At 32.0% G+C, this 12,974-nt stretch carries 10 protein-coding genes; 3 read left to right on the forward strand and 7 right to left on the reverse strand.

Going from position 1 to position 12,974, the window contains the following annotated elements; translation table 11 throughout:
• Positions 1-5: 5 nt before the first annotated feature.
• Entirely contained in the window at positions 6-1,040 is a 1,035-nt protein-coding gene (locus tag BK579_RS22155; protein WP_169891223.1) for an exodeoxyribonuclease VII large subunit, read from the reverse strand.
• A 154-nt stretch (positions 1,041-1,194) separates the two neighbouring features.
• Between BK579_RS22155 and BK579_RS25880 the strand changes: the two genes are divergently transcribed.
• The gene (locus tag BK579_RS25880) at positions 1,195-1,368 is read left to right on the forward strand and encodes a hypothetical protein (protein WP_169891224.1); all 174 of its coding nucleotides are present in this window, start codon (positions 1,195-1,197) and stop codon (positions 1,366-1,368) included.
• 449 nt (positions 1,369-1,817) lie between these two features.
• Here the strand turns inward: BK579_RS25880 and BK579_RS22160 are convergent, their stop codons facing one another.
• The 4 genes from BK579_RS22160 to BK579_RS22170 all read right to left on the reverse strand — a co-directional run bounded on the left by BK579_RS22160 (position 1,818) and on the right by BK579_RS22170 (position 5,532).
• On the reverse strand, positions 1,818-3,422 hold the full coding sequence (locus tag BK579_RS22160; protein WP_078549303.1) for a recombinase family protein: 1,605 nt from the start codon (positions 3,420-3,422) through the stop codon (positions 1,818-1,820).
• Complete coding sequence (locus tag BK579_RS22165) at positions 3,409-4,860, reverse strand: recombinase family protein (protein WP_078549305.1); 1,452 nt, start codon at positions 4,858-4,860, stop codon at positions 3,409-3,411. Before BK579_RS22165 ends, BK579_RS22160 begins: the two co-directional genes overlap by 14 nt.
• Positions 4,861-4,920: 60 nt before the next feature.
• Positions 4,921-5,067: a hypothetical protein gene (locus BK579_RS25885; protein WP_169891225.1), complete on the reverse strand. Its 147-nt coding sequence runs from the start codon at positions 5,065-5,067 to the stop codon at positions 4,921-4,923.
• Positions 5,068-5,307: 240 nt separating this feature from the next.
• Complete coding sequence (locus tag BK579_RS22170; RefSeq protein WP_078549307.1) at positions 5,308-5,532, reverse strand: hypothetical protein; 225 nt, start codon at positions 5,530-5,532, stop codon at positions 5,308-5,310.
• A 122-nt stretch (positions 5,533-5,654) separates the two neighbouring features.
• Here BK579_RS22170 and BK579_RS22175 point away from each other — a divergent pair, with 122 nt between their 5' ends.
• Positions 5,655-7,115 (forward strand): recombinase family protein, encoded by a 1,461-nt coding sequence (locus BK579_RS22175; RefSeq protein ID WP_078549309.1) that lies wholly within the window; start codon positions 5,655-5,657, stop codon positions 7,113-7,115.
• A gap of 336 nt (positions 7,116-7,451) precedes the next feature.
• Here the strand turns inward: BK579_RS22175 and BK579_RS22180 are convergent, their stop codons facing one another.
• Positions 7,452-8,348 carry a hypothetical protein gene (locus tag BK579_RS22180; protein WP_204524753.1) on the reverse strand — a complete coding sequence of 299 codons (897 nt, stop codon included), beginning with the start codon at positions 8,346-8,348 and terminating at the stop codon, positions 7,452-7,454.
• Between the two features lie 207 nt (positions 8,349-8,555).
• Positions 8,556-11,429, reverse strand: coding sequence for a DEAD/DEAH box helicase (locus BK579_RS22185; RefSeq protein ID WP_078549313.1), 2,874 nt, complete (start codon positions 11,427-11,429; stop codon positions 8,556-8,558).
• 311 nt (positions 11,430-11,740) lie between these two features.
• Between BK579_RS22185 and BK579_RS22190 the strand changes: the two genes are divergently transcribed.
• Positions 11,741-12,964: a hypothetical protein gene (locus BK579_RS22190; protein ID WP_078549315.1), complete on the forward strand. Its 1,224-nt coding sequence runs from the start codon at positions 11,741-11,743 to the stop codon at positions 12,962-12,964.
• Positions 12,965-12,974: the final 10 nt, after the last annotated feature.

A 12,974-nucleotide genomic window follows, 5' to 3' on the forward strand; every position in this document is an offset into this window, starting at 1 on the left:
CCTATCTAATCGACTAATACTTTATCTACAACAATCTCTAATTCACCCTCATAAATATCCACCATTCCAACAAGTTTTACTGAAAATTGTGCTTTTTCTGCATGAACTATACGTTCTTTTCTTCCTTTTATCTCTTCGGTATCAGCTCTAAATAATACAGTTTTAATTTTTGAATTTTTATCAACTAAATAAAACATCAAGTGTCCGTCGTCTCGTGGTTGAATACCTTTAACAAATCCTGAGACAATAACCATTCTTCCACGATCTTGCTCAGTAATATTTTTTAAATCAATTTCTTTTATTTGTGCTTCATCACCTTTTTCAATTACGTGTATTGATTCAATTCCATTTGGGACTATTTGTAACTTGCTGTTATATTCATTTACCTCACCATCTACTTTAATAGTAGAGAAAACAGGAAAGTTATCTGATAAAGGATTTAAATTATTAAATATTGGTACTGTAATTTCTTGTCCACTCTCAAGTTGCACATTCAAAAAGATATGTCCCTCTGGATGTGAATACTTTGAAACTATCACCGCAGTAACATTAATCTTATCTCCAATATTGGATTTTGTTATTTCTGGAATCTGAGTATTTTCTAGAACTTCATCCGAGATACTCTCCACATTTATTTCTAATTCATCATTATATTCTTTTAATTCACCTTTGACATTAACAGTCTCACCTTCCTGTAAATGTTCTGTTGAAATTTCCATATCCGAAAAAATCACTACTTTTAAAGAACCATTATTTTCTTCCAAAGTTAAAAAGACGTGCCCGTCTTTATGGTCATAACGATTAGAAATTTTTCCATTAACCGAAACTTTTTTTCCTATCATGCTCTCATTTATATCTGCGATTTTCAAAATATCAATTCTATCAGGAGTAGATGATGTCTGATCTTTTGTCATTACCAGCTGATTCTCTTTACTTTTCTGATTAGGTGGAATCAAATATCCTTCATTATATAAAAAACCTGCAATTCCAATTAAAAGTGTGATACCCAAGCAAATTATAAAAATACTATTTCCTTTCATTACATTTCCCCTCATTCTAATTAATTTCTTCAACTAGAAATATTTTACCATGTACTAAGAATCAGTAGTATTTCTTTAATTGTACTTACCTTATATACAAAATTATAATTTATGGTAAAATTATTCAATATTTATATAAAAGAGGAGTACATTAATGAAAATCTTAAGCATTTTTTCTTTATTAATTTTATTAAGTTTTTTACTTTCAGGGTGCGGGAATACAGAGAAAAACGATGGAAATTCTTACGACTGTACAACAGACACTGATTGTTATGAAAAGTATGGTTGTCCTGAAGGGAGAGATACATATAATCCGCTATGTCAATAAAACACTGTCATATTAAAAGCAGGAAAAACGCTCAATCTGAGCGTTTTTAATCTATATTTAACTGTTATACTTCTATACAATGTTTTCCGGATTCTTTTAATATTCCTCTAACTATGGAACATTAAATCTTGCTCGGTTAAAATTAAATGTCATAAAAGTCCATAAGATCTAGAAACCTTCCTATAGACCGAATGTTAAATTATAATAAAATTCCTATTCACCGAAATACCTTACATTAGCACACCTAACCCTTATGCTAACTAAACGGCAAAAGTCCAGCATTCCCTAGGGACAAGTTCAAATACTTGATATATATGCTCTGTGAATAGGCATGCACGGGATCCCGTGCATACCTATTCCCCGAAAATAGAATTAGATTTTAGTATTAAAAACTTCCTATACACCGAGTAAACAGGTATTAAAAAAAATGACCTTTTACGGTCATTTTTTTAAATTAAGTCTGCAAATGATAACTGTTTTCTGCTTGTCTCGTTTTCCTCATTATATGTGAAAGTTGTTGAGGGTAAATCATACTTCAGTTTTAACTCCACTTTATACTGACTTATTTTTTTAGGCTTTTTTTCTATCAGGACACTTTCCACTATTTCAGTGACAAGTAATCTCCACTCACTATTTGTAACAGTATCTCTAGGCTTTTCAAATGAATGTAAAACCGGTATCCAATATTGTTCTTGAAGTAACACTTCATTAATTCTGTCTATTCTTTTGACAAAGGAATCAATTTGTTGATCAAGTAAATCACATTTACTTTGTAAATCTATCCTATAAAGAGTAAAAGACTCGATTAAACTTCTATTTACTTCGTTAAATTGCAGAGTCGAAAACCTACGAATCTTTAAATCAATTTCATTTATTTTTATTAAATATTGGCCTTTTCCTTCCTCTGCTCTTTTAATGTTCTCTTGCAATGTCTGAATTTCCTCATTAAAGCTTTTTTGGAGCTTATTTAATATCTCAGAAATCTTGTAATTATGCCCAATAATACTTGTCCGTATCTTATTTTGTACAACTCTGTCGAAAAATTCAGATTTTAACCTAGATTTACAGGATTCGCAAATATATAGTTTATGACCAAACTTTCCACCTTCTGTTTCTTGATTAGATATACTTAGATCGGAGTTACAATTAAAGCAATAGATAATACCACGGAAAAGATAATTCGTACTATAGTATTTCGGATCAATGTCATTCTGGCTTCTAAATTTCATCTGTTCTTGACATCTATCCCATTCTAGTTTAGTTATGATTGGTTCTATTCCCTCGAGTGGGACAATCACTTCCTCTTTGCCCCTGTTGTCAATATGATTATACCGCTTCCCCCATAAATTATAACCTGCGTATTTAGGATTTTTTATTATCCTTTCTACTTTATCGCGTGTCCAATCTTTCCCCCTGTAGCTCTTTCCCTGAAGTTCTTTTGCAATTTTTCGGCATCCAAGACCCTGTAGATACTTATCAAAAATACTCTTTACCAGAAGAATCTCTTCTGGTATTTGTGAGAATCGTTTAGTTTTCTTGTCATAAGTGTAGCCAAAAGGAGGTTTGCCTCCTTGAAACATTCCTCTCTTCGCACCAACTGCCGCTTTCTCTCTTGTTCTTTCTCGGTTTTGTATAACTTCAAATTGCGCAAGAGCACTTTTAATAAAGCCAAATATATCCCCTGGTTCCTCATCGAGTGTAGGTGGATTTTTGTCGATTATAACGATTGGTTTCCCTGTCGCAAACAGTATACTGCGAATTTCTTCAATTTCTATAATGTCTCTTGCCATTCTGTCCATCTTATACACTATAACAAAATCAAAGATATCTTTTGATAGGTCATCAATTAGTTCATTTAAGTTTTGCCGCTTGCTTAAGGGTTTCTTTGTGGCCGATACCCCAGGGTCGAGATATTTCTTTACAATAGCAACGTCATAGTTTTTGGCAAATTCTGCAGCTCTATCAATCTGTAGTAACATATCTTGTTTATCTGTTGAATGACGTCCATAAAATGCACATCTACTTCCAGGTTTTAAGATATCATTTAACTCCAAGTAAATGTGCCTCCTTTATGCCTGAGAATGGATATTTATATACTAAGTCAATATATATTTCTTCGACATTTACTGTTTTAATAATATCAAATAAAACATCTTTTGACTTAAAATTTATTAGGTCTTGTAAATTATCGATTTTGAGCATATATTCCTTTATTGAATCAACCTTTTTTGGTAATTGTTCCAGAGAGAAAATTTCTGAGGTAATATATTCAATTTCTAACTCTTTATTCTTTAGTAGTTTGTAACTTTCTACGATTTTTTCGTGTGTGTTATTTTCTGTCGTTAAATTTTTTTGAATTTGCTCTGAAATATTGCAGAAAAGATCTTCCTTTAATGATTCTGCACGTTTCTTTAAGACGGCCAGTCTTTGTTCCAAAGCTTTTTTACTCTTAATCTGATGTCTATTAAACAATCTGATAAAATCTGTCTTTACAAGTGCTTTAATGTATTCAAGAGCATGTTCTAGGACAAGTTTCTCAAGATAATCTTTATTTAACTCACTCTTACACTTATTACATTTGTATATAGCCTTAGAATAGCTTCCAATGAAAGGCATACTACATTTTGTACAATTAACGAAACCATCGAGAATATAATCCAATTCTAATTTTTTCTTCTTCCTTTTATTTACTTTTGGTCGACCCTCTTCAACCTTTTCATAAACGGTTTCCCATGTTTTTTTGTCGACAATTTTTAACACCTTATACTCCTGTGTGATTGGTGGAGAAGTTTCGAAATGAAGAACCCTGATGCCCATATAGGTGGGATTCTGTAATAATTCACGTATGTGGCCCGCTGTCCATTTTCGATCCTTGTTTTTTGATTTAATTATTGTCATTACCTGTTCAACGGTTTTCCCCTCTAAAACTAGGTTATACATCTCTTTTATAAGTGAAAGTTGCATTTCTTCTCTTATAATAGCTTTCTCAGGGTTTGATACATCTCTTTTATAGCCGTATGGAAGGTTACCAGGATTTTTACCTGAACGAAAGTCGGCTTCCCTTTTTGCTTTTATTCGCTCATGAATCTGTTTACCTTCCAATTGAACCATACACCCAATAAAAATTTCATATAATTCACCATTTGATGAATAGTTCATAGGCAGCTCTTCATCAGCAGTAAAAATTACTTTTACGTTATATTCTCTAAAAATTCTATACATTTTCAAATGTTGGATTACATTTCTCCCAAGTCTATCACGCTTGTAGACCAGTAAGTTTTTTATCTTCTTATCTTTGATAAGTTCAATGAGATTACTTAATTGCTCTCTTTCATCAATAGAAGTTTTTCTCGCAGAGATGGCATCATCGATAAATTCTTTTTCAACGATTAGATGATGATTTTTTGCTGCTTCAAAAGCTTTATACCTTTGGAGTTCTATTGAATGTTCCTGCATAGTAGTTGATCGGCGATAATATGCAACAGTTTCCATAACTCACCCCCAAATATTTTTCCTTATCAAATACTTATGACAGATTATCATTGGCTAGTCCTATAGATCCTCTTTACTTAATTCGTTCATTAATTCTTTCTTTGCGAGGTTAATCCAAAGCTCAAACCATTGCTCATTTGAATCCTCATCAGTGACAAAACTTACAGACCTAATTTTTATCTGCTTAGATTTTTCTTGTTTTGACATACCAGCACGCCCTTTTTCGAGAAAATTTTTGTATTAATCAAACTTGGTGAAAATCTTCTATATTGCTCAATTTTCTTAGCAGTCTATCTCTAACCAATTCCTCGTATAACCCCATGCAGAATAAGAATTTTACTTGTAGCTACATTTTAGATGTTGTGTAATTGATATTATTTTTATTCACCAGTGTGAAACTATTTTTTTATCGGTGAATATAAACACAAAAAAGAGAGAGTCTAATCCTTAACAGATTTGACTCTCTTTGTTTTTTTCGACAGATACCTTCACTACTTTTTCTGAACTTAACTGAAGTTGCTGATTTAACAAATGAACAGCTGAACTATGTCTTAGCTTTTGTTCCCAATTAGAAAACACTTCCATTATTTTTTCTTGATTTTTTTTATTTAAATCTTCCACCCCATCAAAACTGATGTCGCCTAATCGATATCGAACTTTCAACTTGTCCACCAAACTCCCCCTTTGTTCATGTCTATGCATGAAGGGAGTGTGGACAACCCTATTTCTTTTAGTTTTCATGATTTTCTCTAATTAGTCATATATATGAACTACCAGGACATGGAGGAATTGCAATGACAGAATCTTTTATGGAAAATGCCAGGGATATCGCACTTTATTGTCGTGTTTCTACAGATGAACAAGCTAGAGAAGGAGTATCCCTTGACGAACAACAGGAAAGGTTAAAAGCCTACTGCCGAGCAATGGGTTGGGGAGATGTTCCACTCATTTTTGTTGATGACGGATATTCGGCGAAAAACCTTGATCGTCCTCAGCTTAATAAGCTTCTAGACTTAGTGAGTAAAGGGAAAATTTCTAGAATCTTAGTTACTAAACTTGACCGTCTAAGTCGACGATTGCTTGATTTACTAAAGCTGATCGATGATTTTCAACAACAACAAGTCTCTTTTATTTCTATCAGTGAATCGTTTGATACCAATACTCCTTCTGGCCGTTTAACTCTACAAGTGTTAGGAGCTGTTGCAGAGTTTGAGCGTGAACGAATTCGAGAGCGTGTATTTGATAATATGCTTCATGCAGCAAACCAAGGGAAATGGCTTTCACAAAGTCCATATGGTTACGACTTAAAAGATAAGGAATTAGTTATTAATGAGGATGAATCTAAAATTGTAAAATTGATTTATGAAAACTACCTGCAAAAAGGTATGGGATATTACAGTATTGCTAAGGAACTGAACGAGAAAGGAGTACCTTCTAAACAAAAAAAAGAATGGTCTATTCGATCAGTTAAGATACTTCTTACGAATCCTGTTTATAAAGGAACCCTTGTATGGAATCGTACGGATAGAAGCAAGAAAAAACAAACTGAAAAAAATGATGATGAATGGGTTGTCGTGGACCATACCCATCCAGCTATTATCGATGCAGAAACATGGGAATCCGTTCAAAAGAGGATTAATAAGAAAAATATCCATCCACGCTCTAAGACAAGCCCCCATTTATTAGGAGGCATATTAAAATGTGGGAACTGTGGTGCAGCCATGAGCATTAGCTGGCATGGTCCAAAAACCAATAGAAGACGTGTTTATCGCTGTTCAGCAAATAAAAATAAAGGAACATGTACAAGTAAATCTTTTGATGCTACTGATGTTGAATCTTGGTTTAAAGAAGGTTTATTCAATTTGTCAAAGGAATTAGATCAGAAATATGTATTCATGCTTGTAAGTCAAGTGCAAGAAGATGAACAAAAAGAGGTACAACAACAAACCCACTCTGCAAAGAATAGGTATAAACGAAAGGTTGAAGCATACACCGCAGGGTTAATCGAGCTAGAGGATCTACAAGCCGAAAAAGGTCGTTTAGAAAAAATAATGACAAATGCTGAGAACCAGAAATCAACAACAACAGTCAATACAACAGCGCTAGAAGAATTGTTAAACAATAAAATTATAACCATTATTGAAGCAATAGATAATTTGCCGGTTGTTGAAGCCAAATCATTGATCCAAACTCTTGTAGAGAAAGTGATTCTATATGGTGAAAAGGATATTGAAATATCATTGTTAACTCCCTAACTTTACGAGAAGAAAGCGGTCAACTTAAGTTGGCCGCTTTTTCTACTAAACTTCTTCTTTCATAATTACAGATTGTTTCGTCAATAGAACTCTTTAAATAACTATTCAATTTTTAAAAAATACCAATTTTACAGAAGTAATGTTACTGGTATCACTTTACTACAATATGATTATGCTAGTAACATTATCTTTACCTTTTTATCACCTTGAGTTAATTCAAGTAAAATTTCTTTCGCATTAACCCATTACAAGACGCACCAGACCTAGTTCTGAATATGAGTCGACCTAATAAATGACCGATCAACATTACTGTATATTGTTACACAACTTTTCTATTTAACTCAACATCTCAAGCGTTACTTGTACACCTTTCTCATGTCTCTCAATAAACCTTTGAACCGCATGTTTTATAAATCTTTTAGGCTGTTTGAATGGCTTATTACTAAAAGGACAACTAATAAATCCACTTTCATTAACAAGTTCACCTTTAATTTTTTCGTTTTCACATAACAGTCCATACACTTCTTTAATAATAGAATCTAGTTTGCTCTTTTCAATTTTTTTATTTGACTGTTCACTACCCTCATTTGCGATAGCACAAAATGACTTATATGGCATTTCAAGTTTTATATTTCGCTTATCTTTTCCTTTCACATCAGTTTTTTTCTTATTTGTATTTTTATCCTCTTTTTGATTCGTTTTTTCTTTTGTACTCTTTAACTCCTTCAATTCCTTATCCATAATTTCAAATAACTCAATCAAGGTCTTATTCTCCTCAATTAGATCTTGATTCTGTGTAATAACTTCAACCATACTTTGATTAAGTAATGAATGTTCTTCCAACAGTTGTTGAACCATTCCTTCAAGTGATTGATTTTGTTCTGCCAAATCAGAATTATAATGCTGTCCATCATCTTTTTCTTTCTTTTTACAATCTACTTGATGAATAGCTTCTTCATTTGTATATTTATCTCTCCACTCTTCATTTTTTTCAATTGTTAAGTTTTTTATATACTCTTCATACACACTCATGATTTGTGGAAGACCAGGACGTTTTTCTTCTATAAATGCAAATAACTCCTCTTCAGTTATAATCCATCCATTTTTACGATTTGAACTAGGTACGCCAGCAATCTTTCTTTCCCTTAACCATCTAGTGACCATTTGTATTGAATCTGTTATGTAATATTTGTCTAGTAACTTTACAGCTTCGTGCACGTTATAATTCCTCATTTGAAAACCTACCTTCAACTTTACTATTGTAAATATATGAAGGTTGTATTAATGAAAATGCTAATAATAAATTAATTTATACTGGCTAAGCTATTATTTATTTAAAAATCTTCATCAAAAAGTACCAGGTACTTTTTAATGAAGATTTTTCTTTGAAATAAACCCTAGTAAAAGAAAATATGGTAAATTCTTAATCGCACCCATAATTTAACTACCCCAAATTTCAAAATCAGCTTCAGAAGCATTTATCCACTGATAAGTTGTGGTAAATAATCTTTGTAAAGAATCTCTACCCCAAAGTGCCTCTCGCTCCCCCCAGGGTTGTACAATAATTATTTTATACATCCATTCTGCTACTCCAAAATTTTCAATTATTGAATCAAGTAAGACTCTATTTCCCATTTTGATTTCTGTAGATTTCCTTTTATTACTTTCTAACCTATCCCTAATTTCTAATATTAAGTTTTTGTTATTAATCCAGATTGTACTTCTTATTGCTTGTGAACAAACCACTTCGAAATCTCCAAGCCTAGCACCAGGAACTACATCATTTCCTCCTCCACCCTTACAATGGTATAAACAGATTTCTTTTTTATTTGCATCAAACGAGATTATATCAGCTATCTCATTACTACCATCATCTTGTATTATTAGTGATTCACTATTAAGTTTAAAACTTAGGTAATCAATCATCCAATCATGGATGGGTTTCCTCCATTTCAGGTCTTCTTTACTACGTTTTTTTCTAGTTTCAAACCTGATTTGACAACCATCCCAACTTAGTCTTTTGTATATTTCTAAGAAATTTGTTATTTCTTGGGAAGATTCAATTTCATAATATGAATTCCTTATTACCAATCCATTTTTTAAATAAATCCTTGGTGGATACATATTTAAAAATTCTTTTAATGGCAAAGTTCTCAAACCATACTGAACGGTAAAGTCTCCATCTATTTCCCATCCATCTGTGATTGAATAATTTATATCATCTATGGTTTCTGTTTCTGTTAACTCTAAATGTAAAGTCAATTTACCGAGATTATTGTCAAAGTCATCAATAATAAAAGCAGGCGATTTGATCATATACTTTTCACCCTGCTCTGATCTAATTTCAAAATACTTATTATAAATATTTTCATCTAAATAAATAACTAATGGACGTTCTTCGAGAACGCTGATCTCTTGTGGAAAAATAAGTTTCTCTAACATAGGAAAGCCAATTTGGTTCTGATTTTGAGCAATATCTAACGCACGTTCTTTGCACCATAACAAAAAGTCGTCTATTTTTCCACGTTCTAAAGACCATACCCTACCTTTGGCAGTTGAAACACCCAAATATTTCTCAGACATATCGCGGGTTAGTGCGTGACCTGCTGTAAAGAAGTTTTCATCGGTTTTGGAAATACTATTATGAACACTGTTTCCAATATGACTTTTATATGAAGGATTCTTTCTACTCTGTCCTAAAGCATTTTTCATACCAAGAGTTACATAATCATTTAATTTAGTTTTATTTATTACATTTGCCAATTTTTTATGAGAAACTCTAGTAACCTCTTCATTTAATATTTCTTTTAGTAATAATTTTGAAATCCAAGGTAAAGTTGTACCTTCAAATAGAATGTTAGATAAGGTATCAAAATAAAATAAATGTAAATTATATCTTTTTTCAATAATTGGAGTCTCCGTTGCCCATTGAGGGCTCTCTTCATGAAGTGTTATTACTATTAAAAGGTTTTCTGCTGCTTCATGTTTAATATATTCAATCTTTAAATTACTATTAGATTTATTATCACCTATTTTTATATCTTCGCTAAATTGTATAAAACTCTCTAAGCAATCGTATAAAGTTACACTATAAAAAGGCTTTATAAAATCTTTATATAGTCTTTTGTCAAAGAATTTACTGTCGAAAACTCTACTCATTCTATACCCTATTGCATCCTCAATATTATCAATCAAACTGTCCCATCCATCTTCGTTCTGGTGTACTAATCTAAATAGACTTTTAAATTCATTTTCCTCAGCAACTATAAACGATTTTGGTTCTACACCACCATTTATACGGCTAACCCTTCCAATAAATTGTATAGTTAAAGGAAAAGACTTTGGAAGCGAATGAAATGATAGAATGTTTAAATCTGGGATATTTATCCCCTCACCAACCATACCTACACATACGATTCCATCAATTTGGTTAGCCTTTAATTCTAAAATCACCTGTTCATTATATTTTTTACTTTTTTGGTAATTAATTTCTTTCAAATTTAACCCCAGACTCGTATATTCATTAATTATTTCTGATGATTCTTTAACATTTTTCGATCGTGCTAATATTTTCGGTATTTCACCATTTGTACGGAGGGCTTCAGCAATTTCTTTGGTTTTAAGTGCAATTTTCTTGTGTGTTGCATCTATTATAGGTATATACTCTATTTTTTGGTATATTCCATCTTCAATAGCCTTCTTTATAGGATAGTGATAAATCAATTCTCCTTTAATTTTTTGATGATCATTTCTAAATGGAGTTGCTGTCAAAAAGACTTTTTTTGAACCCTGAAAGTCAGAAACTATTTGATTCCATGTATCAGCTTCTACATGATGTGCCTCGTCAATAAAAACAATATCGAATAAATCTTGAGGAGGTTGAATTACATTTTCATAAAATGAGCTGACAGTATTAGGAGTTGCGATTACAACATCATATCCTTCAAAAGCATTCCAATCTTCTTCCGTTTTACATTTTTTCCCTAAGTTTTTAACCTTTGGTTTAGGTACTGTACTTGGAATAATTCCACCTTCTCTAAGCACCTTAAACTCCTTAAACCTTTCATATATCTCTCCTTTTAAAAGTAAGGAAGGTATTACAATTAAGATTCTTTTCCCTTTAAGTCCGAAAGACAATAACTGCATTAATTCTGTTTTTCCTGAGCCCGTTGGTAAACTTATAAGTGATGGTTCATTACTTTTGGTATAGTGTGCCAATGTAGCCCAATATGCCCCTAATTGACTCTTTCTAACAATATCCTCTTTCAATTTAAATTGATCATAGTATTCCTGAAAGTACGGCATTGGCTTCATTCCTTAATTGTTTGTTAGACCTATCATACCAAAAAAACCCATATCTTTGTTATGTATTGTCGATAATTGTTGTATTTTAATTACTGCAATCTAAAGGAAAATAATAAATAAGTGAATCGTCTCGTCAACAGAGATATTACATTTAAAACCACGAAAAAAACACGGTATCCACATATTAGATACCGTCTTTCCAATAAACATCTTTACGAAACGAAGCATAGCCATCCTATATCATAGAAGTTATTTATATTGGATAAATGCGCACTCAATGTTACAATTATTTCCATAGAGTTTTTTAGGGGGCGTTATCATTGTATTATGGAAGCACTTTTAGAATTTTTCATGAAGGTGAGCTATACAGTTATTTACGACAAAGAGAAGTTACAATCCGAGAAACAATCTATAATGCGAATGAGGATTATATTCTTAATGTAAATGAAACAGAATACATTGATCATTTATATGATGAATTATCTCTTGAACCAATAAATTTTGATTTTGAAAATGCATATGCTGAACAAGTTGAGAAAAATGTCCAAGTAAATGACAGGTTTTATGGTAATTCTACTCAGAGAAAACTAGTCTATGTTTACCATATACCTTTTACGGGAACTCATGAATTATTAAAACTTCAACCTAGCACATTTACTGTTTGGACTGAGAAGATTCAAACTAATAACAATGAAATAATCTTTGAAATCATTGATTATTACTCAAATGTTGATCAAATAAACAGTGAATATAATAGAAAGGTACAATACTTACAAGGCAATGCTAATAATAGCATGAAGGACGTACAACTATTTAACGTTGCCTTAAAAGGAAAAATTAAATCCCAATTCACTACACGTAAACAGGAGCTACTAAATAGAAGGAAACAAATGTCAGCATTAAGCGTACCTATAAAAAAATCTACTGAGGTACCGAAAACATTTTCAATTCCTGCTCCTCAAATGAAGAAAAAAATAAGAACAGCTCCATCTGTGCAGGAAAGAGGTTTCCAACCAGAGCCCGCTTTACCAGAACACACTTATCAAGATATTTTAAAAATAATACATGACATGGGGAAAGAATTTGAAAGAAAACCTTCTGTTTATAATGGGAAAGAGGAAGAGCATCTTAGAGATCATTTTCTTATGATGTTGGAACCTAACTTTGAAGGATCTGCAACTGGAGAAACTTTTAATAAAAAAGGAAAAACCGACATATTGTTAAGACACGAAAACACAAATGTTTTTATTGGTGAATGTAAGTTTTGGAAAGGAAAAAAGGTATTCATCGATACCATTAGCCAACTTCTAAGTTATTTAACCTGGAGAGATTCCAAAGCAGCAGTGATTATGTTTGTAAAAAATAAAGAATTTACCAATGTCATTGAGACTGTGAAAGAAGAAACACCTAACCATCCCAATTATTTAGGTTTTGTCAATGAAAAAGATCATTCCTGGTTAAATTACAGATTTCATATTAATGGCGATAAAAACAGGGAAGTAAAAGTGGCAATAATGCTTTATCACATTCCAGACTTAAATTAGGAAAATTCCC

Origin of the sequence: Litchfieldia alkalitelluris, assembly GCF_002019645.1 — a bacterium.
GTDB lineage: Bacteria > Bacillota > Bacilli > Bacillales > Bacillaceae_L > Litchfieldia > Litchfieldia alkalitelluris.

Bases quoted from the DNA above. Each gene is read 5' to 3' on its own strand.
- BK579_RS22185 (WP_078549313.1), bottom strand. From the start codon at position 11,429: ATGAAGCCAATGCCGTACTTTCAGGAATACTATGATCAATTTAAATTG.
- BK579_RS22155 (WP_169891223.1), bottom strand. From the start codon at position 1,040: ATGAAAGGAAATAGTATTTTTATAATTTGCTTGGGTATCACACTTTTA.
- BK579_RS22180 (WP_204524753.1), bottom strand. From the start codon at position 8,348: ATGAGGAATTATAACGTGCACGAAGCTGTAAAGTTACTAGACAAATAT.
- BK579_RS25885 (WP_169891225.1), bottom strand. From the start codon at position 5,067: ATGTCAAAACAAGAAAAATCTAAGCAGATAAAAATTAGGTCTGTAAGT.
- BK579_RS25880 (WP_169891224.1), top strand. From the start codon at position 1,195: ATGAAAATCTTAAGCATTTTTTCTTTATTAATTTTATTAAGTTTTTTA.
- BK579_RS22175 (WP_078549309.1), top strand. From the start codon at position 5,655: ATGACAGAATCTTTTATGGAAAATGCCAGGGATATCGCACTTTATTGT.
- BK579_RS22165 (WP_078549305.1), bottom strand. From the start codon at position 4,860: ATGGAAACTGTTGCATATTATCGCCGATCAACTACTATGCAGGAACAT.